The organism is Nocardioides albus (assembly GCF_014648255.1).
GTDB lineage: Bacteria > Actinomycetota > Actinomycetes > Propionibacteriales > Nocardioidaceae > Nocardioides > Nocardioides albus.
In genome coordinates this window covers 217,155-239,499 of the sequence record NZ_BMQT01000008.1, presented here as the reverse complement: position 1 = coordinate 239,499, position 22,345 = coordinate 217,155, and the positions used below count along the sequence as shown (strand labels likewise).

26 protein-coding genes and 3 tRNA genes are annotated in these 22,345 nt (G+C 65.5%); 12 read left to right on the top strand and 17 right to left on the bottom strand.

All coding sequences use genetic code 11. The features are described from left to right. Position 1: 1 nt before the first annotated feature. The gene (locus tag IEY84_RS18285; RefSeq protein WP_183548824.1) at positions 2-1,018 is read left to right on the top strand and encodes a helix-turn-helix domain-containing protein; all 1,017 of its coding nucleotides are present in this window, start codon (positions 2-4) and stop codon (positions 1,016-1,018) included. Positions 1,019-1,025: 7 nt separating this feature from the next. On the opposite strand, the gene IEY84_RS18280 is transcribed toward IEY84_RS18285, so the two are convergent. The 6 genes from IEY84_RS18280 to IEY84_RS18255 all read right to left on the bottom strand — a co-directional run bounded on the left by IEY84_RS18280 (position 1,026) and on the right by IEY84_RS18255 (position 5,674). Then, on the bottom strand, positions 1,026-1,784 hold the full coding sequence (locus tag IEY84_RS18280; protein ID WP_183548826.1) for a hypothetical protein: 759 nt from the start codon (positions 1,782-1,784) through the stop codon (positions 1,026-1,028). Next, positions 1,781-2,689: an ATP-binding cassette domain-containing protein gene (locus IEY84_RS18275; protein WP_183548834.1), complete on the bottom strand. Its 909-nt coding sequence runs from the start codon at positions 2,687-2,689 to the stop codon at positions 1,781-1,783. Before IEY84_RS18275 ends, IEY84_RS18280 begins: the two co-directional genes overlap by 4 nt. Before the next feature lie 198 nt (positions 2,690-2,887). Beyond that, the gene (locus tag IEY84_RS18270; RefSeq protein ID WP_183548836.1) at positions 2,888-4,249 is read right to left on the bottom strand and encodes an SMI1/KNR4 family protein; all 1,362 of its coding nucleotides are present in this window, start codon (positions 4,247-4,249) and stop codon (positions 2,888-2,890) included. 259 nt (positions 4,250-4,508) lie between these two features. After that, positions 4,509-4,715, bottom strand: a complete 207-nt coding sequence (locus IEY84_RS18265; protein WP_183548838.1) for a hypothetical protein — start codon at positions 4,713-4,715, stop codon at positions 4,509-4,511. Positions 4,716-4,847: 132 nt separating this feature from the next. After that, on the bottom strand, positions 4,848-5,273 hold the full coding sequence (locus tag IEY84_RS18260; RefSeq protein WP_183548840.1) for a GNAT family N-acetyltransferase: 426 nt from the start codon (positions 5,271-5,273) through the stop codon (positions 4,848-4,850). A 107-nt stretch (positions 5,274-5,380) separates the two neighbouring features. Beyond that, positions 5,381-5,674 (bottom strand): DUF6112 family protein, encoded by a 294-nt coding sequence (locus IEY84_RS18255; protein WP_229788812.1) that lies wholly within the window; start codon positions 5,672-5,674, stop codon positions 5,381-5,383. Positions 5,675-6,409: 735 nt separating this feature from the next. Between IEY84_RS18255 and IEY84_RS18250 the strand changes: the two genes are divergently transcribed. Continuing rightward, positions 6,410-6,619, top strand: coding sequence for a hypothetical protein (locus tag IEY84_RS18250; RefSeq protein ID WP_183548842.1), 210 nt, complete (start codon positions 6,410-6,412; stop codon positions 6,617-6,619). A gap of 128 nt (positions 6,620-6,747) precedes the next feature. On the opposite strand, the gene IEY84_RS18245 is transcribed toward IEY84_RS18250, so the two are convergent. Beyond that, positions 6,748-7,386, bottom strand: coding sequence for a hypothetical protein (locus IEY84_RS18245; RefSeq protein WP_183548844.1), 639 nt, complete (start codon positions 7,384-7,386; stop codon positions 6,748-6,750). Between the two features lie 199 nt (positions 7,387-7,585). Beyond that, positions 7,586-9,298 carry an AAA family ATPase gene (locus tag IEY84_RS18240; protein ID WP_183548845.1) on the bottom strand — a complete coding sequence of 571 codons (1,713 nt, stop codon included), beginning with the start codon at positions 9,296-9,298 and terminating at the stop codon, positions 7,586-7,588. 241 nt (positions 9,299-9,539) lie between these two features. On the opposite strand from IEY84_RS18240, the gene IEY84_RS18235 reads away from it, so the two are divergent. After that, a complete protein-coding gene (locus IEY84_RS18235; protein ID WP_229788810.1) occupies positions 9,540-10,094 on the top strand; it encodes an HD domain-containing protein in 555 nt (184 codons plus the stop codon). On the opposite strand, the gene IEY84_RS18230 is transcribed toward IEY84_RS18235, so the two are convergent. Together IEY84_RS18230 and IEY84_RS18225 are read right to left on the bottom strand one after the other, a co-directional pair. Then, a complete protein-coding gene (locus IEY84_RS18230; RefSeq protein ID WP_183548849.1) occupies positions 10,095-10,586 on the bottom strand; it encodes an NUDIX hydrolase in 492 nt (163 codons plus the stop codon). 16 nt (positions 10,587-10,602) lie between these two features. Next, positions 10,603-11,337 (bottom strand): helix-turn-helix domain-containing protein, encoded by a 735-nt coding sequence (locus IEY84_RS18225; RefSeq protein WP_183548851.1) that lies wholly within the window; start codon positions 11,335-11,337, stop codon positions 10,603-10,605. A gap of 123 nt (positions 11,338-11,460) precedes the next feature. On the opposite strand from IEY84_RS18225, the gene IEY84_RS18220 reads away from it, so the two are divergent. From IEY84_RS18220 to IEY84_RS18185, 8 genes are all read left to right on the top strand, one after another. Then, on the top strand, positions 11,461-11,895 hold the full coding sequence (locus tag IEY84_RS18220) for a plasmid replication, integration and excision activator (RefSeq protein WP_183548853.1): 435 nt from the start codon (positions 11,461-11,463) through the stop codon (positions 11,893-11,895). After that, on the top strand, positions 11,895-12,245 hold the full coding sequence (locus IEY84_RS18215; protein WP_183548856.1) for a hypothetical protein: 351 nt from the start codon (positions 11,895-11,897) through the stop codon (positions 12,243-12,245). Before IEY84_RS18220 ends, IEY84_RS18215 begins: the two co-directional genes overlap by 1 nt. 188 nt (positions 12,246-12,433) lie before the next feature. Next, complete coding sequence (locus IEY84_RS18210; RefSeq protein WP_183548858.1) at positions 12,434-13,759, top strand: FtsK/SpoIIIE domain-containing protein; 1,326 nt, start codon at positions 12,434-12,436, stop codon at positions 13,757-13,759. Then, positions 13,756-14,085 carry a WhiB family transcriptional regulator gene (locus IEY84_RS18205; protein ID WP_183548860.1) on the top strand — a complete coding sequence of 110 codons (330 nt, stop codon included), beginning with the start codon at positions 13,756-13,758 and terminating at the stop codon, positions 14,083-14,085. Before IEY84_RS18210 ends, IEY84_RS18205 begins: the two co-directional genes overlap by 4 nt. Then, complete coding sequence (locus IEY84_RS18200) at positions 14,082-14,786, top strand: DNA cytosine methyltransferase (protein ID WP_183548863.1); 705 nt, start codon at positions 14,082-14,084, stop codon at positions 14,784-14,786. The genes IEY84_RS18205 and IEY84_RS18200 overlap by 4 nt, the downstream gene beginning before the upstream one ends. Then, positions 14,783-16,396, top strand: coding sequence for a replication initiator (locus IEY84_RS18195; protein ID WP_183548865.1), 1,614 nt, complete (start codon positions 14,783-14,785; stop codon positions 16,394-16,396). The genes IEY84_RS18200 and IEY84_RS18195 overlap by 4 nt, the downstream gene beginning before the upstream one ends. Positions 16,397-16,415: 19 nt before the next feature. Further along, positions 16,416-16,616: a helix-turn-helix domain-containing protein gene (locus tag IEY84_RS18190; RefSeq protein ID WP_183548867.1), complete on the top strand. Its 201-nt coding sequence runs from the start codon at positions 16,416-16,418 to the stop codon at positions 16,614-16,616. Beyond that, the gene (locus IEY84_RS18185) at positions 16,613-17,809 is read left to right on the top strand and encodes a site-specific integrase (RefSeq protein WP_183548869.1); all 1,197 of its coding nucleotides are present in this window, start codon (positions 16,613-16,615) and stop codon (positions 17,807-17,809) included. Before IEY84_RS18190 ends, IEY84_RS18185 begins: the two co-directional genes overlap by 4 nt. Positions 17,810-17,921: 112 nt before the next feature. On the opposite strand, the gene IEY84_RS18180 is transcribed toward IEY84_RS18185, so the two are convergent. The 3 genes from IEY84_RS18180 to IEY84_RS18170 form a co-directional block, all read right to left on the bottom strand. Further along, positions 17,922-17,996, bottom strand: a tRNA-Val gene (locus IEY84_RS18180). A 48-nt stretch (positions 17,997-18,044) separates the two neighbouring features. Beyond that, positions 18,045-18,115, bottom strand: a tRNA-Cys gene (locus IEY84_RS18175). Between the two features lie 35 nt (positions 18,116-18,150). Beyond that, positions 18,151-18,223, bottom strand: a tRNA-Gly gene (locus tag IEY84_RS18170). Positions 18,224-18,391: 168 nt separating this feature from the next. Here IEY84_RS18170 and IEY84_RS18165 point away from each other — a divergent pair. After that, complete coding sequence (locus IEY84_RS18165) at positions 18,392-19,213, top strand: aminotransferase class IV (protein ID WP_183548871.1); 822 nt, start codon at positions 18,392-18,394, stop codon at positions 19,211-19,213. 17 nt (positions 19,214-19,230) lie between these two features. On the opposite strand, the gene IEY84_RS27090 is transcribed toward IEY84_RS18165, so the two are convergent. The 4 genes from IEY84_RS27090 to IEY84_RS18150 form a co-directional block, all read right to left on the bottom strand. Then, positions 19,231-19,332, bottom strand: coding sequence for an MFS transporter small subunit (locus IEY84_RS27090; RefSeq protein WP_420847477.1), 102 nt, complete (start codon positions 19,330-19,332; stop codon positions 19,231-19,233). Further along, positions 19,329-20,735, bottom strand: a complete 1,407-nt coding sequence (locus tag IEY84_RS18160) for an OFA family MFS transporter (RefSeq protein ID WP_183548873.1) — start codon at positions 20,733-20,735, stop codon at positions 19,329-19,331. Before IEY84_RS18160 ends, IEY84_RS27090 begins: the two co-directional genes overlap by 4 nt. Before the next feature lie 156 nt (positions 20,736-20,891). Then, positions 20,892-21,329, bottom strand: a complete 438-nt coding sequence (locus tag IEY84_RS18155; protein ID WP_183548875.1) for an SsgA family sporulation/cell division regulator — start codon at positions 21,327-21,329, stop codon at positions 20,892-20,894. 101 nt (positions 21,330-21,430) lie between these two features. Next, entirely contained in the window at positions 21,431-22,339 is a 909-nt protein-coding gene (locus tag IEY84_RS18150; protein ID WP_183549080.1) for a 5'-3' exonuclease, read from the bottom strand. Positions 22,340-22,345 lie beyond the last annotated feature (6 nt).

The following is a 22,345-nucleotide window of genomic DNA, read 5'->3' as shown; positions in this document are numbered from 1 at the left end:
CATGGCAGAACTACGCCAATCCCCGCTCGCCTCATCGTCCACGTCCTCGTTCGACGTCCTCGGCCTCTCGACGGCCGAGGAGCGGGCCTACCTGGAGCTGGTTCGCCGCGGATCGGAGACGCTCCGTTCTGCCGCGGAGGTGCTCGGTCTCCCCGAGGACGACGCTGCCCGGATCTTCGCGGGACTGGAGGACAAAGGGTTGATCAGCCGGACCGCCGGCCCGGATCCCCGGATGCGTCCCACCCCGCCGGCACACGCGGTCTCGGTCCTCGCGATGGAGGTGGAGCAGCGCCTGCAGCGGGCCCGGATAGCCGCCTCCACGCTCGCCTCCGAGTGGAAGCTGAAGCACCACGAGGCGGCGGTGGACGACCTGGTCGAGCTGGTCTCGGGCGTCGACTCGCTCACCCGACGCGTCGAGTCGCTTGCACGGCAGGTCGAGACGGAGTTCATGGGGTTCGTCGCGGCCCCGGTCTATCTCGCTGGCCCCGCCAACATCGACCTGACCCTGGAGATGCTCTCGCGGGGTGTGCGGACGCGAGCGATCTACGAGCGGGCCGTCTTCGACGCTCCTGGTGCGCCGGAGACGATCAGGCGCTGCGCCGAGGCGGGGGAGGAGGCTCGCGTGATCGACCGTCTGCCCAGCAAGCTCTTGATCATCGACGGCCGGACCGCCCTGCTCCCGGTGGAGCTCGGCGAGGTCGACGCCCCGCCCAGCGCCGCGATCCTGCACTCACCCCTGGCCGACAACCTCGTCGCACTCTTCGAGGAGCTGTGGCGGCGGGCCGTGCCCTTGACCGGTGGAGTCGAAGAGACGGTGTCGGATGACGTCTCTGCCGACGATCGACGCCTGCTGGAATACCTCGTCGCGGGCCTGAGCGACGACGCCATCGCTCGGCAGCTCGGCATCAGCCGTCGTACGCTCCATCGACGGCTGCGCCAGCTCATGGACCTCACCGGCACCGACAGCCGGGTCCAGCTCGTCTGGCGCGCCACCGCCCGCGGCTGGCTTCCGACCTGACCCGACCTCAGCGATCAGCGTCGCCGCGGATCAGTCGCAGCCCGCCGAGGAAGAGCGCTCCGACCACCCAGGCAACGAGGGTGATCCGGGCCGAGGTGGTGGTCATCTCCTCGTACGGGCCCTCCCCGAAGACCAGGTAGAGCGCGCTCGATCCAGGCATCCCCGCCGCGATCGACTCCAACCAGGTGTAGACGAGCGAGAGCTGTGCGAGCACGAACGGCAGGATGAGCATCAGCGCCAGTACGGTCACGAGAGCGCCGGCTGTGCTGCGGGTGAGCAGGCCTATCCCGACGGCGAGCAGCGCGCCGCTGGTCAGCACGAAGGCGAGTCTCCCGATCAGGCCAGCGGCCTCGCCCGCAGGGGCGCCGACGGCGGGGACGATCGCCCAGATCACCAGCCCTGCCGCCGTCACGAGCAGCAGCCCGACGACCGCGGTGGTGGCAGCGATGACGGTGGCCCGAGCAACGAGAAGTACGCCGCGGCGCGGTGTCCACTGCAGCGTCGGGATGATCCCGCCACTGGTGTGGTCGGCGGTGCTGCACACGGTTGCCCAGGCGAGGATCCCGAAGAGCGCGAAGAACCCGGTCGGCAGCGCGCCGTCCCAAGCCGTGCCGTCCGGCGGCGGCCCGGAGGAGGCATCGAGGCCGATCATGGTGCCGATGCCCAGCACCGCGGCTGCGGTCGCGAACGCGAAGATCCAGGAGGAGCGTACGCTCCAGATCCGGGCCCACTCGGCTTGAGCCGTCCTACCGATCAGCGTGCTCATCGGGTGCCTCCGCTCGTCTGGTACTCCACGCTCTCGCCGGTCAGCGAGAGGTAGGCCTGCTCCAAGGACTGCTCGACCTCGGCGAGATGATGGATCGGCGCTCCGGCCCGGTGGGCGATCTCGCCGATCTCCTTGGCGACGAGCCCGATCACCTCGATCTCTCGTTCGTCGATCCGCTCGACGGTTGCCCCGCCGAGGGCGGCGACCAGCACGTCCGCCCGCGGCGTACGCACCCTCACCCTGCTCCCACCCAAGCCCTGGAGCACGTCTCCGATGCCGGCATCGGCGATCAGCCGTCCGCGCCCGATCACCACCACCCGGTCAGCGACCATCTGCATCTCGCTCATCAGATGGCTGGAGACCAGGACGGTGCGGCCCTCGTCGGCGAACCCGCGGAACAGCGACCGGATCCAGCGCACCCCGTCGAGGTCGAGACCGTTGACCGGCTCGTCGAAGAGCAGCACCGGCGGGTCGCCGAGGAGGGCGGCCGCGATCCCGAGCCGTTGCCGCATCCCGAGCGAGTAGCTCTTGATCCGCCTCCGGCCGGCCCTGCCCAACCCGACCTGCTCGATCACCTCGTCCACCCGTGTCGCCGGGATGCCGTTGCTGAGTGCGGCGACCCGCAGGTGCGCCCGCCCCGTACGCCCCGGGTGCATCGCCCCGGCATCGAGCAGCGCCCCGACCTCCCGGAGCGGCCGCGTCATCTCCGCATACTTCTTGCCGTTGATCGTCGCCGTCCCGGTGGTCGGCCGGTCCAGCCCCATCACCACCCGCATCGTGGTCGACTTGCCCGCACCGTTCGGCCCGAGAAAGCCGGTCACCATTCCCTGTTCGACCTCGAACGTCAGGTCGTCGACGGCCCGCAGCGAGCCGTACGTCTTCGTCAGTCCTTGCACGCTGATCATGGTTCGACGCTAGGGCTCGGCGTGGTCGGGACGTGGGGAGACGATGTGCAGGTTCTGTGCAGATCGCTAGATGCGCGGCGCATCTCCGAAGGCGAACACCGAACTAACCCCTGAATCGCGTTTCCGCAGTTCAGGGGTTAGTTTGCTGTGGACGATACTGGGTTTGAAGTTCTCTCGCGCGCATTCGCGGAGGTGTGGTCACACCTTGGAAGAGGTAGGGAGACGACCGCGGACGGTGAGCATCTGGCCCGCGTTTGGTATGTCGAATACGTCGCGGATGCGATCGAGGACGGCAGCAACTTCATGTGTGGTGTGACGGTTGTGGAGACCACTGTCGACCCCGCAAGCCTTGAGACTGGGTGGAACCTGCCCGGCGTCCAGAAGAACGTTCCACTCGCCCACCCCGATCTCGAGGTATTCCAGGTTGCTGAGAGTGCCCAAGGCGAGCACGTCAGTGACCGATCCTGCCGTTGCCTCCACGGTGCGCAAGCGGGGGAGTCCGGCGATGGGTGCCAAGCTGAGAGGCTCCGAGCCACGAACGACGTAGAGAATCTCCAACTCATCGGAGGCAACCTCGGAAATCGATCGACCGTTGGCTGTGGTGACCTCGCCGTACGCCGGCAGGTCCTCAGTCCACGTGGAGCCGGTCCACGTAGTGTGATTGCGGCCCTGGAAGAAGTCCAACAAGGAGTCGGACACGAGTTGGGCACCGAATGGTTGGTCCCAGCGATCTTCGTCGTTCCATACGATGACTTGGCCGACCTTCCCGGTAGGGCCCGGCGCCATGTCGATCGCGTAGATCGCTACATCGCCTCCGATCACAAACCACTCCGGTGGTTGCGACAGCGCTTGGACCGGCTTGGCGGAAGCATCGTCCGCGGCTGTGCGGGCTAGAAACCACCAGTCGTTGTAGTCCGTGCGCCGCGCCTGCCGCTGCGCGGAATCAAGCGGCCAGATGTCGAATCCGATCGGATCGGCTGGTGGGATCGTGGAGTAGTCAACGCTGTGTTCTCGGATGACCGAATAGAGCACTCGTGCCTCGGGAGGGAGCGGACGACCGACCTGCTTCTCGTACGCGTCGAGTTCCGCATCGCTCATGCCCGTGGAGTTGGGCCAGATCTCGCGGAGCGCTGCCTCGAGAGCATCCAGATCGGACCAGCCTCGCGGATGGTCAGGGGCCGGCGGCACGGCGCGGCGTCGATATGGCTCGGGCAGTGAGTCCTCGACGACGGTCAGCTTGTCGGATTCGTACGAGGGTTTCTGCAACACCACGATGCGTACTGTGGCAGCTGGCGCGTCAGCGACGTCGACATCAAATTCGACACCTTGAACGTCGTCTGCCTTCAAAGCATCGCGGATGACCTCAAGTGGTGCCCACACCTCACGGTAGTCCTCGACCTGCCTGGCCTTGCCGGGCTGTAGAGGTGGCGGCTCGGGCAGCGTGGCGCCACGGAGCCCGTGTCCGCCAGCAGCCTCCACGTGGCCACTGAATCGTGTCTTACCACGGAGATCGACGGAGTCGATCAGTGGTCGCCAAGTTTCGAAGTCCTCGATGATCATCCTGTGCTCCTTTGCAGTGCGCTGAGCCTAGCGATGTGCACCGACAGCAGTGACGCACTTGACCGCGTAGAGGCCGTAACGTTTCCGAAGGACGAGGTCGGCCCAGGCCCGTGTCCCCGGGCGACGGCTGCGTTGGGAAGGTCGCTGGTCAGCCGTGCTGGAGCCGGAACCCAGCTACTCGATCTCGGTCCAGCCGCTCCCAACCTCCTTGATCAGATCGCGGAGCTCGCGGCGCACGGCATGGCGGTCGGCGCGCCGCTCAGCACGAAGCGGTGCCGGACCAAGCGAACTCCCAGCGGCAGCCGCCGGCGGGGTACCGGCCTGCGCCGTCGATCTGGGCGATGTCCTCGGCGAGGTTGGCAGGAAGGTCGCAGACGCCGTTGCGGTGGTCGTGGACGGCGACGCGACGCAGGGTCCCGTCCCAGAGGCGTACACGGAACGGCTGGGTCTTCTCAGTGCGAGACATGGATGGCTCCCGGGCTACTGCGGCAGCATCCATCCCGCGGGGTTGCGGGGAGGTCGCTACCGCCAGGTTAGGAGCCCGGGGCTGCTGAGTCGTTCCTGCATGAGGACATCGTACGTGCTTGGTGCGCGGCGATCAGTTGGTCTGCAGAAGATCGCGAGCAACAGATCCAAGGAGTGCCTGGCCGCTGCTGGTGATCGGCTCTTCGACGCTGGTGATGAGCATCAGGTCTCGAGCGGCGCGAATCAATTGTCCGCCGATGCCCCTGCGGCGCCAGGCGGCTGCGGTCCAGATGTGGGCCAGGGATTGGTACTCTCCGTCGTCGTCGCGGTCATGGAAGACGGCGAAGCCAACAAGATTGCCAACAAAGGTCTCGAAGTTCTGGGCGTACGGACTGGCGGCGATGACCCATACGCCAGCCGGATCGATCGAGAAGTCCCATCCGGCCTCTCGCTTGTACGCAAGGGCTGCTCGCGCGGGCGCGGAGGCCGTCCAGCCGTCGGAGATCCACCTGTCCAAGCAGTCAGCTCCCGCAGGATCACTGAGGGTGCCATCGTCCATGTCAGCGATCATGACCGTGACCGGCGGGAATGCTTGGGAGAAAATCTATGCGCTGAATCGGGCAAGTTCGGGGAGGTTGCCGACACGCCAGCCCAGATGCGGTTCGTTCACCGGATCTGGGTGCCGATGTTGATGAGCCAGTTCGCCCACGCGAGTGCGCCGCCGGTGAGGACCGCGCCAGCCAGCGAAACGTACAGGCCGGTCTTTGCCTTCTCGGCGCTGTGCCAACTGCCGTGGGCAGACGCAATTGCCCCGGCCGCAACACAAGCGATGAGCATGAGCACCGATATGAGCAGCCCGTACGTCAGCAGTGCGCCGACAATGCGGTCGAGGCCAGCATCGCCAGCGACGGCTCCGATGTCGGGGTGGACACGAGTGAGGAACACGTCGAGGGTTGTCATGCACCGAAGGTGTGATCGCCTGATCGGCACCATCAGTCGGTCTCGTCGGCGGCACCGCCGACGTGCCAGACGTAGAGTCGGAGTCCGCTGGCGGTCGCGGCGATCCGGGTTCGGTCCTCGAAAGTGATGATGTCCGCAGGTATGCACCGACCGCCTGAGGAGAGCGCGTAGCCGATCCGAGTTAGATCTATTGGCTACAGAACGGCTGCGGACTCTCGAAAACGACTCCGGCTCCCGACCTGTTCTCCAGGTTGGGAGCCGAATTCAAGATGGTGGACGATACTGGGTTTGAACCAGTGACCTCTTCCGTGTCAAGGCAGAAACACACGTCTGACCAGGGGAAACGTCGCCTACATCGAGCGGTGCTCAGTCTCGTTGTGTCCATGGTCGTGCGCCTCGGGCGCTGGACTGTTGTCACTCACTTTGTCACTCAGTCCGGTGCCGAAGCGTTGGCCTGTATCGCGGGGGCGGAGCGTCACCCAATCCGGCACCTGGCCCCCTTGGCGGGGGTCTGGGGGCTTGCCCCCACGCTGCCCAACACCACCCGCCAGAGAAGCGGCGCGGGGAGTGTCCCTGCCGGCAGCCGCGCCCACCTCCCCCTCGTCATCAGCCCTCTCCCTGGATCCCCGACCGCCTGGACCTCGCCGGCGTCGATGGTCGGGCTCGGGGCTGTGCGTCGCGAGAACTGTTGCGGCGTTCGGTTTAGAACCGGTCGGGTCGGGGTAGAAGGCAGGTATGAGGAAGCCTGTGGTCGAGTATCCGCCGGAGCTGCTGGACGATCCGTCGCTGCCGTTGCCGGAGCGGGTGGATCGGATGACGGCTCGCAGCGATCTGGAGTGGGAGGCGCGGCAGGAGGCGTACGGGAACGTGGTCGAGCTGCCGTTCGGGATGCCGGTGTTGCCGGTCGAGGTGGATGAGCCGGGTTGGTCGACGCCTGGAGAGTGAGCGCTTGGTCTACGGACTGGGCGCTCTTCTTCATTTGCGCGGCACGTAGGGGGACCGGCCGCCAGGCCGCACGCCCCCGGAGGCCGCGCACGCGGCCGGAGGCCGCCTTGAGTCAGTAGAGAAAGTTCTCACAGCACGCGTACAAGTCGTACGAGCTCGGCTTCGAGTCCTGACGGATACTCGACGAATAGGTAGGTAACGCCAGCGCGCTCGGCGGCCGCTTTCGCCTTCTCCGACGTGGCATGCCCGGCTCGTCCGGTGATGCAGACCGTGATATCTCGGCCAGGTTCGAGGTACCGCCATCGGTTATCCAAGTTTCGGGGCGGCTTGGCCTTCTCGCACGGGTGCCACGTTATATCGGCCGCCTTCAGGCCCAACGTGGTAACGAGAGAATCAATGATTCGGCGCTCTTCGCGCCCGCCGACGATATGAAGGCGCTTGTCCTTATAGAACTTGTGAATTCGCTCGCACTCTTCGGATGGCAACTCTGCGCCTGGTGTTGAGCAAAGGTGGAGCGAAGCTGGAGGCGGTGGTTCCACCTCGATTTCCGTTGCATCAGTGGAGTTCCAGTGATCTGGCGCTGTTGCGATGCCGGCGATGGCAAGATCTGCGGTACAGGAAACATCCATTTGGATGGATATCTCTTCCAGTTCCGTCCCAGTGTAGGACGGGTTGAAGCACTTCGATTCGACCGGGTTCGTAGCCAGATGAACCCGGGATAGAATTCGGGAAAGTGCGGCTTGATACTCGTGTCGCAGGGTTGGCACGTCGAGTTCGAGGTTTTGGTCTGGATAACCATGTTCGGCGTACCACTCGCATACCAGCTTGTAACTCTCGGGGCCAAGTTTGGCCCTCGCGTCACTTGCCCAACTGATAACTTGGTTCCAAAACTCGGGAGCCGCGCTAAGGGGTGCGCCCGGGTATCCTGGCGGACAGAGAAGACGTGGGTCAATTAGGAGAGACAAATCACTTCCCCCAAGTGCGAGTTCGTTCAGAAACCGCGCTCACAAGCGCCCGTGCGTCACTCTCTTGAGTGTCAAAGAATCCCGCTGGCCAGTCCGAAAGATCACCTGTTGCGTCCAGTTTCAAGCTTCGCACGGTTGACACGCCGTGATCCTGCTCTGCGAAAAGGATAGTCGCGTCGCTAGCTCTCGTAAGGTCTTCGGCTACCCGTCGCCGAATTCGAGTGATCAGGTACTCGCTGTGCGTTTCGACCACCAGTTTGATATCTGGCCGGGCATACAAAAAGAAGTCTGCGAGCCTGGATTGAACGGCGGGATGGAGGTGCAGTTCGGGTTGCTCAAGACAGACGATGGCATCTTGATCTGCTGCCAGAACCATTGCTAAGACCGGGAGGACCTGGCTTGCGCCGACGCCAATCGTAGTGAGGTCTCGCTCTACGCCGTTCAACTCCAGGCGCAAGCCCCGACCGAGTTTCCCTTGATCTTCCACCGCGACGGACTCGCCCACGCCGAGGTAGGTCGTCCAAATGCTCACGGCCCGGGGAAGAGGTAGCCGGCGACGCTTCTTGAACGAGTCGAAGAACTGCACTTCATGGCCTGCACCCCGGGCTAGGAGATCCGCGGTGTATTCGCCCTTCGATCCGGCTGGGGAGGTTCGGTTTCTGCCGCCGGTTCCAGAAACGACTTGTGGTTCTTCTCGCAGAGGGCCCAAGTACCGGACTGAGTTTCGGATCGCGGAGAGTGAATCGATCGCTGCTGCGAGCGCAAGGGCAGCAGTTCCGGCACGGTCGTCCAGACCGAGGGTTGTTGTTCTCCAGGCGCGCCGCCGGTGTAGCAAAGAATTGTAACTAGGAATGGGAGCCGCAACCCATTCTTCTGATCCCATCTCATGTGCGACCCGTGAAAATATCTCATCAAGCTCATGCTGGGTCATCTCGAACATGATTCGCGTAGCGGACCCGTGAATCAGTGAATCGATCAATTCGTCGATTTTACTTGGACTACGTTCGGCGCTTGTTTGCCGCCATTCCTGCAGAATTTCGAACAACTCGAAAGAGATTTCCGGGTTCGCTCGTAGTTGCTTCACGCCGAAGCGTCTGCGTAGTTGCTTTAGGACCTTGTCAGGGTCGCGACGAAATATAAATGCTTGAGGGTAAAGACCCTTAAAGCTGATGTATGTTCGCGGCGGCGCCTTTTTTCCTCCGATTTCCCGGACGCGAAGTATGGTGTCGCCAAATCGATTCCCGGAGTTGATGCTAGCCGCAGTCTCCGCTGTGACGCGAGAACTGCTGGCCGATAGGAGTGGTTCACCATCGACGGCAGCAAAGAACTCTTTGGCACGAAGAGTCCACTGGTCGGCCGCCGCCAGGGCTAACTCGAAGGACCACTCTTCCCGCGAATTGTCCCGCGGTGGGCCCCAGGCTGAATAGCCGATGGACAAGTCATCGCATCCAGATCGGATCACGTCGGCAGCGTCGCCAAGCCGCACAAGCGGTCCATTAAGGATGATTTCGTCGTCGGTGCTTTGAGCGAGCAGCAGAAGGCTTTGAATAAGGCTAGACTTACCGGAACTGTTAGCTCCCGTGAGGGTCACCAGGCGGTGGAGCGGAAGAGTCGCGTGCTCCATGGCCTTGAAGTTCTCAACGGTCCAAGAAACGGGATCGAAGCGCCGATATGTTCGTGCCGCCTTGCTGCCCCATCTGAGCGGGGATGCCATCGGGTCTCCTTCGGGTGGCATGCAGTTGACTCACTGTAGCCGCGTAAAGCCGGCGCGAGGCTCAGATCATCTGAGAACGCTCGGGATGCGCGGGCGTTGAGCCGGCCTGCCGTAACCATTTTTGGGTAGGAACGCTCTGGAGGCTGCAGGTGCCCGAGTGCCGTGCTTGGTTCCGAGGCCACGTTCGCGTCAGTGGATGGGGGATACGCGGACCAACCGGGAGAGCGCTAGCGTTGGGAAGGTGTCTGGAGCGTTGAAAGCAGCACAACAGGAAGCTCGCCAGTTGGTCGAGCCGTTGGGACGACGGTGGCAGCATCTAGCTGCTGTCGGAAAGAAGGCGGAGGTGCTCGGTGTTGAACTGGGACTAGATGCGGAACGTCTTGGAGCGGCGTGTTGGCTGCATGACATCGGGTACGCGCCCGAGCTGGTCGAGACGGGGATGCACGCCATCGATGGGGCGCGATACCTGCGCCGTACCGGTTGGGATGAGCGCATCGTCTCGATGGTCGCCCACCACTCCTGCGCTGTGCTGGAGGCCGAAGAGCGGGGCCTCAGCGCGGAGCTGGCCGAGTTCGAGCGGCCCCCAGCGGAGTACGAGGATGCGGTGTGCTTCTGTGACATGACGACCGGTCCGGTCGGGGCTGACATCGCCGCCCCTGATCGTCTCGACGAGATCGAGTTTCGATACGGCCCGGATCACCTCGTGACGCGATTTATTCGCCGTGCGCGGCCTCAGATTCTCGCCGCTGTTTCGCGGGTGGAGGGCAGGCGGTCGGGCGCAGCTCGGACGGCCTGACTAACTCGCCGCTGAGGTCTGGTCGATGTGCGGCCACCGTCCGCTGAGCGCCCAATCGATCCGAACCCGCTGGCTGCGGTCCATCTGGAGCCCTGACACCTTGTCGGGATCGACCCACTCGACGCTGAGACTCTCCTTGCTCGGTGTCGGTTCGCCAGCGACATAACGCGCGGCGTAGATGATCGTGAACTCCTGGCGGACCTCGCCATCCGACGTGTACTCGATGCGGTGCAGTGGGTCGGTCCAGATTCCGACGAGATCGGTCACTGCAACTTCGATGCCGGTCTCTTCGAGCGTCTCGCGGATAGCGCAGTCTGTGAGCGATTCGCCGGGGTCCATCGCGCCCCCAGGCATGGACCAGTTGCCGTTGTCATCGCGACGGATAAGCAGGATGCGCCCCGCGTCGTCGCGTACGAACGCGCCAGCGCTCGGCTTGATGCTGTTGACGTCCGGCGCTGCCGGGTCGTCGTACCAATCGATCCTGCGGCCCATGCCAACAGGCTACGGCTCAGGCGGGCGTGGCGTCCTTCCACACCCGGTCAAAGGCGGCGGCGTAGTAATTGAAGAGATAGGCCTCTGCGGCACGCTGGTAGTGGAACACGGGGGAGTCCTTGGCAGGTGCGCCATGGGTGTGAGGGTTCGCGAGAACCTCGTCGTCGAAGCGGTAGATCGAGGCGTAGAGCGGTGCGTCATGCTGGCGTACGTCGACACCAGGCAGGCCCTTGACGTGTGCCAGGTACTCCAGCGTTGAGCGTGCGCGCTCGGGGAGTGCGGGTAGTCCCTCGTTGAGGCCGCGAAGGCGTACGGCTTCGCTCTCCGGGTCTCCGAGGAGCACGCGAACCTGTCCGCCTGCGGCCGAGATGCGCTCGATCTCGCTGGCCAGGCCGTAGGCCTCGACGAGGAATCCGCCGGCGTAGGCGAGCACGTCCAGGCGCTCGGTCGTGCGAGTCAGCAGAGAGCGCCACACGTCGCCGGGCACGCTCTCACGGGTCGGCCACAGCTGGACCAACTCGGACTGAGCCGAGGATGCCGCGCGGGAGTCCAGGAGCAGCTGCGGCCAGAGGTAGGTCTCGTCGTGTCCGAGTGCCTCGGCAACACGCGCGCGGGTGCCCGGGTGAGGTACGCGCCCCTGGCTGATCCACCGCTCGACGCTCTTCGGATCCACACCAACCGCCCCGGCGAGTGCGGAAGCGGTCATGCCGGATGACGTGAGTGCTGAGCGGATGCGCTGGTTTGCTGCCATGCCTCCATGGTGGGGCAAATGTCCCCAAATGTCCAGTGATTGGGGTGAATGTGTCCCCTGGTTTCGCGGGTCAATGGATGCAATCCGGAAGAGGTCCGGACACGCAACCAAGGAGCAAGAGCAATGGCGATTCAGCGGAGGATGAACCTCACCATCGAGCAGGTCTTCCCGGCAGGCGCGTTCATCGTGGGCGCGGTCGAGCCGGTTCAGGACTGGGACCAGGCGGCGCTCCCGGATGGGACCCGGCCGCAGAAGATCGACAAGGAGACCGGTCTGCCGACCTGGACGGTTCCGGTCCTCGATGCGGACCCGGAGGCGGGGAAGAACGAGAAGACGGTCAACGTCAAGATCGTTGCTAAGCACCAGCCGGTACCCCCGGCCAACGACACGGGTCTGCCGTTCGTCCCGGTCGAGTTCACCGGCCTGGTCGGTGTTCCGTGGATCGACGACTCCGGCAACCGCCCCAAGCTGCAGTGGTCCCTGACCGCTACCGGGATGGACGCTCCCTCTGCGCGTAAGCCCGCTGCGGGTGCTGCTGGGTCGAAGGCGGCTGCGTGATGTGGGCCGAACTGGAGTTCCTGGGCAGTGTGATGGAGTGCCTGCCGCAGATCGATGTCCGGTCCCCGGGGCTGGTCTCGCTGGAGATCCTCGAGGACGGCAGCACCTTCGACGGTCGTCGACTGCTCGCTGATGTGCGGGTGACCATGCGCACCATCACCGAGGCTCAGACCCTGGCTGACGCCCTCGGCCTGACGGGGCACTACCGCGGCCCGGTCATCGACGGCCAGGTCATGCACGACTGGGTCGGCCTGGTCGACAACACCACCGGCCGTCCCATCGACGTGAGCGTCGTCGCCTACGAGCCCACCGACCAGACCACCGACGAGACCACCGAGGTGAAGGCCTGATGGGCACCGCGCTCGGCACCGTGATGGTCCTCGGCCTGCTCTACCTGCTGGCCCGCGTGCTCTTCGACTGAGCACGACTCAGGGCACGGCGTGGCACCCCGAAGGCTCCCGCTGGCCGTCGCGTGAAGGGAAGCGCGTGGCGGCTGGCGGGACTCCACCCCCAGCACTCTCTGGAAAGGCAGCACGTCATGAACGAAACACTCGTCTACAGTGTCGGCGGTCTCGTCGCGCTCCTGGTCGCGGTCCTGGTCGCGCTCCCCGCCACCCGCAAACCCACCCTGGCCGCCCTGGTGTGGGCCTGCATGCTGGTCCGCCGTGCCTGGTGGTGGCTGCGCTTCCGGATCACCTGGAAGGGCCTCGCCCGTGAATCCGGACTCTCGAAGCGCCGCACCAAGCGCGTCAAGCGAATGGGCGTCGGGGAAGAGTCCATCGAGAAATGGCGCGACCCTCGCCTCAAGAGGGTGATCACCTCGTCACACTCGGTCACGCTCAAGGTCCGCACCCGGCGCGGGCAAGCCCTGGCCGACCTCGAAGCCTTCGCCCCCAAGTTGGCCGCGACCTACAGCGCTGACTCCTACCGGGTCTATCCCGCCAAGCGTCGCGCGGGGTCGACGGTGATGTTCGAGCTGGTGATGCGGGACCTGATCACCAAGCCCGCTACGGCCTCGATGCCGGAGCCTCGGATGCAAACCTCATCGGTGCTGCTGGGGCGTCGTCAGAGCGGCAAGCCGTTCCACCTGCAGATCGAGCAGCGTCACACCTTGGTTGTCGGTGCCTCCGGTGCCGGTAAGGGCTCGTTTCTGTGGGGCATCGTCGGCTCGCTGTCCCCGGCTATCGCGGTCGACGCAGTGCGGGCCTACGGCATCGACCTCAAAGGCGGCATGGAGTTGACCATGGGTGCCCCGCTGTTCACCAAGATCGCCGTCAAGGGTGAGCAGGCCGTCGAGATGCTGCAGGAGTTCGTAGCGATCGCTGACGCTCGCACGGAGGAACTGCGCGGCGTCTCGCGCAACCACAAGCCCGGTCCGGGTGACCCGCTCTACTTGCTCCTGATCGATGAGTTGGCCTCGCTCACGGCTTACGCCGACCCCGAGATCAGGAAAGAGGCTGAGCGGCTTCTCAAGCGGCTTCTGTCCATCGGCCGTGCTGTCGGTGTCGTGGTGGTCGCGTTCGTGCAGGACCCCCGTAAGGAGGTCATCGACATGCGCGGGCTGTTCACCCAGACCATCGCGCTGCGGGTCCGCTCGGCGATGGAGACCAACATGGTCCTCGGTGACGGCATGGCTGCCCAGGCCTCGGCACACCGCATCCTCAAGGCTGCCCAGGGCACCGCCTGGATCATCGACGAGGACGGCTCCACCGACCGGGTACGGGCCGACTACTGGCCCGATGAACTCATTCGCCAGTTGGCCTCGCTCTATCCGGCGACCCCGGACCTGGTCACGATCTCGGACGCTGCCCCCGGCCAACTTCCCGGGATGCCGCTCTCCCTGGCCGACGGCGGTGTGCGATGAGTACGCCGGCATGGATGCGCGACGCGGCCTGTGCGACCCCGGAGAACCGGGACATGCCCTGGACCACCGACACCGTCGACCTCCCGCCGGTCGTGGTCGATGTCATGAGGGCCACATGCGACGGCTGCGCCGTCCGTTCCGCCTGCAACTCGTACGCCCTCGAAGAGCGGGTTTCTGGTGGCATGTGGGCCGGCACCGACCGTGACCGTGCCCTGAGCGTGATTGCTGGGTCCTCTGCCGGGTCGCGGGTCGTGCTCGCAGAACAGCTCGAGCTCCCGCTCGTCCTCGCGGATGCGATCGATGAGGTCTTCGGGGGTGCAGCATGAGCGCCCCGCGGATCCTCGATCTCTTCTGCGGCGAGGGCGGGGCGGCGATGGGCTACCACCGTGCCGGGTTCGAGGTCGTCGGCGTCGACAACGACCCCCGCGCGCTGCGCCGCTACCCCTTCGAGTCGATCCACGCCGACGTCCTCGACGTCATCACCCAACCCGGGTTCCTGAAAGGCTTCGACGCGGTCCACGCCTCCCCGCCGTGCCAGGCCTACTCGATCACCCGCCACACCCACACCGTGGAGCACCCCGACCTCGTCGCCGACGTCCGCGCAGCCCTGACCGCCTCCGGCGTTCCCTACGTCATTGAGAACGTCCCCGGCGCGCCCCTGGTCGACCCGCTGCTGCTGTGCGGCTCGATGTTCAACCTCACCGCCGCCGACGTCGACGGCCGGCCCCTTCGGTTGCAGCGACACAGGCTCTTCGAGTCCAGCTCGTTCCTCCTCGCCCCCGGCCTGCCGTGCCGCCACGACCGCCGGATCCAGGTCGGCGGGGTCTACTCCGGTGGCTCTGCTGATCTCCAGCACGCCAAGCACGTACGCCACGGCGGCTACACCCCTGCCAAGCCGGTTGCCGAGACTCTGATCGGTGCGGACTGGATGACCCTGCACGGGCTGGCCCAGTCCATCCCACCGGCCTACACCGAGTTCCTCGGGGCCCAGCTGCTCGACCAGATCAGCCTGGAGCGTGCCGCGTGACCATCACGACCGGTTCGACCATGGATGCGCCGGGCATCCACAGTGACGCATCGTCCTCGACCTCGGGCTCGTTCCCTGGGTTCGGGGAGGATGCGCCGCTGGATCTGTCCGGACTCACCCCCACCGGCTTCCAAGCCGTCACCACCCGACTCCGCGACAAGACCTTCGACGCCTTCGCCGAGACCGCAGCCGCGGTGAAGAACTGCGCCCACCCCGTCCGCCTCACCGGCCGATCCCGCACCTTCGAGCGCTCCCAGGTCTCCGAGCTGCGCGCCGCGCTCTACAAGAACTACGGCCCCGCCGAGGTTGCTCTGGGGGAGCCGGTGGGGTCGTTCTCCTCCGACGAGGCACCCCTGGGTGTGCTCTACCGGCCCTGCGGCAACCGCCGAGCCGACGTGTGCCCGTCCTGCTCCCGCACCTATGCCCGGGACACGTTCGCGATGATCGACGCCGGCCTCTCCGGTGGCAAGACCGTCTCCGCCACCGTGGCAGACAACCCGCTGCTCTTCGCCACCCTGACCGCACCATCGTTCGGGACACATGTCCACCGCCACGACAAGACCGGCAAACGCTGCCGCCCCCGCGCCCGTGACAAAGGCGCTCGCTGCCCGCACGGCCGGCCGACCTCGTGCCACAAGATCCATGACGCAGACGCCGCGATCGTTGGCGCACCGTTCTGCCCCGAGTGTCACGACTGGACTACCGCGATCGTGTGGCAGTGGTGGGCACCGGAGCTGTGGCGGCGTACGACCATCGAGCTCAAACGCGCCCTGGCCAAGAAGCTCGACGTCCCGGAGTCACGGCTCGGCAAAGTCGCATCCGTCCAGTTCGTCAAGGTCGCCGAATACCAGACCCGGGGCCTTGTCCACTTCCATGCTCTGCTGCGTCTCGACGGCAACGACGGCCCCGGCTCACCGGCACCCCTGGATGGGATCGACCTCGCCGGCCTCCTGGCCGAGACCATCGTCAAGGTCACATTTGAAGCGCCCCCGGTCGACCACACCGGCGTCACTCGGGTCCTTTCCTGGGGTAGCCAGGTGGACATCCGGGTCGTCCGCGATGGTGACCGCACCGACGATCCCGATTCAGCTCTCACGCCGGGACAGGTGGCCGGCTACCTGGCCAAGTACGCCAGCAAGGACGTCTCCTCGATTCGCCTCGAGGACGCTACCCGGCCGCATCTGGCGCGGTTGACCTCGACGTGTCACGACATCTTCGAGACCTCCGATGCGCTTTACGGCGGCCAGGACAACCCGTACGAGCTGATCAAGAAGTGGGCTCACATGCTCGGGTTCCGTGGCCACTTCTCCACCAAGTCACGGCGCTACTCGATCACCCTGGGCCGGCTACGTCGTGCCCGTGCCCGCTATCAGCAGTTGGTCACTGACGCGCGCCGCAACGGTGATTCCCTAGAGGCGATCTCTACCGCTGAGTTTGAAGCCCGGCTCCTGGCCGAAGACGACGAGGAAACAACCCTCGTCATTGGCGAGTGGGCCTACCAGGGCTCCGGCTGGACGAACGCTGGCGACGAAGCTCTCGCGCTCGCGGCTGCTGCACGCGCTCGGGAGTACGACCAGTGGCGCGCCCAGACCAAGAGCCCCAAATCATGAAGGTAGGAAGGTGGAGACAATGAATGAGGGTGAGTACTCGATTCCGCCGGTTCTGTATCGGGTGGAGGAGGCAGCTGAGGCTCTCCGGCTGAGCAGATCTGCCGTGTACGAGCTGATCCGGTCCGACCAGCTGCGCACCGTGAAGATCGGGCGTCGTCGGCTCGTGCCGATCGCTGCTCTAGCGGAGTGCGTCTCGATGCTCGCGGACGGTGCGGCATGACCGGCGAAGGCGCCAAGTCGAAGGAGTCGAGGCGTAAGCCGGGGGAGGGGAGCGTCTACTGGGACGAGGACCGTCAGCGATTTATCGCGGAGAAGACGGTTGGCTATAACGCCAAAGGTGGACGCATCACGCGGAAGGCTTCTGGAAAGACCGAGACGGCTGCGATTCGGGCACTCTCAAAGCGGGTCAAGGACTACGAGGCTGGTCTCGTCGCGCACTCTGAGCGGATCACTGTCGGGCAGGCGGTCGAGGACTGGTTGAACTTCGGCCTCGACGCTGACACGGACGACGCCACGCGTAAGAAGTACCAGAGCCTCGTCAACACCCACATTCTGCCGAACCTCGGGGGCCGCAAACTCCGGGACCTTCGGGCCGATGAGGTCGACAACTGGTTGCAGACATTGCGCCCAATCTTGTCGACGTCCAGCATTCAACAGGTCAAGTCGTCATTGAATCGATCGGTTCGTCGGGCGATGGCTCGTGGCTACGTGGACAAGAACGTCGTGGAGCTGTGTAAGGCACCGCGTGGAACTCGTGGTCGGCCTTCCAAGGCGTTCACTCTCGACCAAGCACGCGACGTGTTGACGCTCACGAGTGAGGATCAGTTCTACCCCTACATCGTGCTGGCTCTGTTGACCGGCGCTCGAACCGAGGAGCTGCGTGCGCTTCGGTGGCAGCATGTGCACCTGGATCCGGACAACACCGTCTCGCCGCCGATTCCTCCGCACATGGAGGTCTGGCGCTCCGATCGGGCTGGCGGCGACACGAAGACTCGGAAGTCCCGGCGCACGCTGGCCCTGCCTGCTCAGGCTGTCGAGCAGCTGAAGAAGCATCGGACGAAGCAGGCTGCTCTTCGGCTCAAAGCGAAGTCCTGGGCAGACGCGGATCTGGTGTTCACGACGGGTGTCGGGTCCGAGCTCGATGCCGCCAACGTTCGACGCACGTTTCGCCGAGCTCTGAGGAAGGTGCCGAGCCTGAATCCGAAGGAATGGACTCCTCAAGAGCTGCGGCACTCGTTCGTTTCGGCGCTGTCTGAGCACGGCATCCCGATTGAGGAGATCTCGCGTCTGGTGGGCCACAAGGGTGGCAGCAACGTCACTGAGCTGATCTACCGGAAGCAGATTCGGCCGGTGATCCAGACGGGTGCTCAGGCGATGGATGACCTGTTCGGCGAGTCGACGAAGGACGCGTGACCGAGGATGCGTTGTCACTCACTTTGTCACTCAACGGCTGGTCTCGTGGGGGAGGAGCAGATGAAAGAACCCCGCCTTCCGGGCGTATTGCCTGGTCAGACGGGGTTTTCCTTGGTGGACGATACTGGGTTTGAACCAGTGACCTCTTCCGTGTCAAGGAAGCGCGCTACCGCTGCGCCAATCGTCCGTGGTTATTCAGTTTGTGTCCTGCAGTTTACATCAGGGTGGTGCTTCGAGGTGGGTACGGGATTTGAACCCGTGTACACGGATTTGCAGTCCGTTGCCTCGCCTCTCGGCCAACCCACCGCTGGAGGCAATGCCTCCGGTGGAGACCTACTCCGAGCGGACGACGAGGCTCGAACTCGCGACCTCAACCTTGGCAAGGTTGCGCTCTACCAACTGAGCTACGTCCGCTTGCTGCTTCAGGCCCGGTTTCCCGTGCCCTTGGCGACGAGAAGAACATTAACGGAGCCGCGTGGCGGCGACAAATCGGGGGTCACCTTCGTGTCATTCGACGGTCATCTGGAAGGTCGCCTCGGCGCGTATTCCCGCCTCTGACCAGCGACGTTTTAGAGTTGATGCATGCGCGCGTGGATCGATGGTCACCTTCTCGACAACCCGACCGCCCCGGCGGTCTCCGTCCGCGACCATGGTCTGGTTGTGGGTGACGGCGTCTTCGAGACGCTGAAAGTGATCGAGGACCGGCCGTTCGCACTCTCTCTCCATCTCGACCGCCTCGAGCGCTCTGCGAACGGGCTGGGGCTCCCCACGCCGGACCGAACTCTCGTCACCAAGGGCGTCGAGGCTGTGCTGGGCGCGGGCCCGACGGCGTACGGGCGCCTGCGGATCACCGTCACCGGCGGGCCGGCGCCGTTCGGCTCGGGTCGCGCCGAGGTGGAGCCAACGATCATGGTCGGTCTGGAGGACGCGACGCCCCTGCCGGCCGAGACGAAGGTCGTCAGTGTGCCGTGGCGCCGCAACGAGCATGCTGCGACGACCGGCCTGAAGACGACGTCGTACGCCGAGAACGTCATCGCGCTCGCCGAGGCCCACAAGCACGGGGCCAGCGAGGCGATCTTCGCCAACACCGTCGGCGACCTGTGCGAGGGGACCGGGAGCAACGTCTTCTACGTGCTCGACGGGGAGCTCAAGACCCCGACGATCTCCAGCGGCCCGCTGGCCGGGATCACCCGGGCTCTGGTGCTGAAGTGGTTCGGGGCCCAGGAGACTGACGAGCCGCTCGCCGAGGTCGAGGAGTACGCCACCGAGGTCTTCCTCACCTCCAGCCTGCGCGATGTGCAGGCCGTCACCGAGTGGGGCACGCGCACCCTCCCGCACGGCCCGGTGACCCGGGCGGCGCAGGAGGCGTGGCGTACGAACGAGCAGGGCCTGCTCGGCCTCTGACCCGGCGGCAGCAGAGCTCAGCCGGTGAAGAGCTGCGCCGCACGGCGTAGCGTCTCGATGATCCCGTAGGCCAGGGGGATCCCGACCAGGGCCCAGGCGCCTGCGACCTTGGGGTTCATGCTGCACTCCTCTCGGCCTCGGTGGGATCGGCGGGATCGTTGGACTTCGGTTCGTGGAACCTGTCAGGCACCTGGCGCACCAGGAGGTTGGCGACGAAGCCGACCGCGAGGACACCGACCATGGTCAGCAGCGCCGGACGGTAGGCCTCCGCGGTGAGCGTGCCTGGTTCACCCTGTGCGTCGAGGAAGGCGTTGATGATGAGCGGTCCGGCGATCCCGGCGGCCGACCAGGCGGTCAGGAGGCGGCCGTGGATGGCGCCGACCTGGAAGGTGCCGAAGAGGTCGCGCAGGTAGGCGGGCACGGTCGCGAAGCCGCCGCCGTAGAAGGACAGGATCACCACGGCGAGCAGCACGAAGAGCGCCATCGAGGCGTCACCGACGGTCGCCAGCAGGAGGTAGAGAACCAGCCCGACCCCGAGATACATCATGTAGATCGGCTTGCGGCCGATGATGTCGGAGGTCGAGGACCAGACGAAGCGGCCGCTCATGTTGGCGATCGAGAGCAGACCCACGAAGCCACCGGCCGCGGCCGCACTGACCGACGACACGCCGTCGACGCGGAAGAAGTCCTGGATCATCGGAGCCGCCTGCTCGAGGATCCCGATCCCGGCGGTCACGTTGCAGAAGAGCACGATCCACACCAGCCAGAACGCCCGGGTCCGGATCGCGTTGTTCGCCGAGACGCTCGCCGTGGTGACGAGCTTCTTCTTCTTGACGCTCGCCGGGTCCCAGCCGGCCGGCGCCCAACCCTCCGGGGGCACGCGGACGGTCGCCGCGCCGAAGGACATGAAGACCAGGTAGACGACGCCGAGGGTGAGGAAGAGCATCATCACCGCGTGCCCGTCGGGGACGGTGGTGCCGTCACCGGTGAAGGACGGGTCGTAGAGCGACAGCAGCCGACCGCTCAGCGGGCTGGCGATCATCGCGCCACCGCCGAAGCCCATGATCGCCATGCCTGTCGCCAGGCCGGGCCGGTCAGGGAACCACTTGATCAGTGTGGAGACGGGGGAGATGTAGCCGATCCCGAGGCCGATGCCGCCGATGACGCCGTAGCCGAGGTAGACCAGCCACAGCTGGCCGGTGCCGATGCCGAGGGCGCCGACGAAGAATCCTGAGGACCAGAAGATCGCGGCCGCGGTCATCGCCGCGCGCGGTCCGTTGCGGTCGACCCAGGTGCCCATCACGGCGGCCGAGAGACCCAGCATCACGATCGCGATCGAGAAGATCAGCCCGATCGCGGTCTGGCTCACGTTGAAGTGCTCGACCAGAGCGGTCTTGTAGACGCTGGTGGCGTACACCTGGCCGATGCAGAGGTGGACCGCGAGAGCGGCGGGCGGGATGAGCCAGCGACTGAAGCCGGGACCGGCAACCGTTCGCTCGCGAGACAGGAATGCGGGGAGCAAGGTGACCTCCGTGAGGGACGCGTGACGCACATCACTACCACAGTTGACGTGGCAACGGCGAGAGGAAACTTCCGGCTGGCGAAAACGACGAACCCTCTCGTGCCGGACATCCGGGACGAGAGGGCGCGAAGACGAAAGAGCAGGAGGGCGGTGTGCCTACTCGGCGTCGGAGGAGGTGCCGAGCAGGTCCGCGATGAGCGCATCGAGGTCCATGTGCTGGCTCTCGGCGCCGACCGGAACCGCTGAGAAGGACTTGCCGAGGAACATCTGCACCTCGCGGGAGTCGGCGGTCGCGATGAGGCGCCCGTCGGGGGAGCTGAAGTCGAAGACGGCGACGGCCTTGGCGTCCTCGTCGATGCTCGGGTAGATCTTCACGTCACCCTCACCGGCGGGCGCGGCCAGTCCCTGCAGCATCAACGTGCGGGACACGACCCACTCGACGTCGCCGGTACCGGAGTGGAAGGTCAGGCTCACTGCGTACGGGTCGCTCTCGCGGTAGCCGAGGGTGGTCGGCACCTCGACCGTGCGGCCCCAGGGGTCGAGGCACGAGATCTTGATGTCCTGCTGCACTGCCGGGTGCTTGATGTCGCTCATTCGTCCGCTCCTTCTTGGTGGTCTTGCCAAGGAGACGGAGCGGTACGCGGCTGATGATGCCGTTTCCACGAACTTTCTCGACGAAGTCGTGGAGACCTCGATCACACCCGTGCGAGAGCGGCTTCCAAGCGTGTGACGGGGGAGGCGAGGTTGTAGGTCGCGGCCAGCTCGTGCAGGCGAGCCGGGTCGGCCGGCGCGCTGGGAAGAGCGGTGCCGCTTCGGTCCAGCGGGATGTCTCGGGCCACGGCCACGACCTTCGGTGCGACCGCCAGGTAGTCGACCGCGTCGATGAACTTCTGCCTCTGTGCCTTGGTGAGGGAGGTGGTCGGGTCGGCGACGGCGGCGATGATCCCCTCCAGGTCTCCGAACTGCTCGAGCAGCTTGGCCGCGGTCTTCTCGCCGACGCCCTTCACTCCCGGCAGCCCGTCGGAGGTGTCTCCGCGCATGGTCGCGAAGTCGGCGTACTGTGCGGCGCTGATCCCGTACTTGGCGAGCACCCACTTCTCGTCGACCAGGTCGGGATCGCCCACGCCCCGGGTCGGGTAGAGGATGCGTACGCCGGCAGCGTCATCGACCAGCTGGAAGAGGTCACGGTCGCCGGTCACGACGTCGACGGGCATGCCCGCGCCCGTGGCGAGGGTGCCGATCACGTCGTCGGCCTCGTAGCCGTCGGCGCCGATGACGCAGATCCCGGCCGCGGCGAGCACCTCGCGGATGATCGGCACCTGGATCTGCAGCGGGTCGGGGACCTCCTCCACGTCAGGGGCGGTCTCGAGCTCCTCCACCACCCGGTGCGACTTGTAGGACGGGATCAGATCGACGCGCCACTGCGGGCGCCAGTCGTTGTCCCAGCAGCACACCAGGTCGGTGGGGGAGTAGTCGTTGACGAGCCGGGAGATGAACTCCAGCAGGCCGCGGACGGCGTTGACCGGCGTGCCGTCCTCGGCCCGGATGTCGGGCACGCCGAAGAAGGCCCTGAAGTAGAGCGACGCGGTGTCGAGCAGGAGCATTCGAGG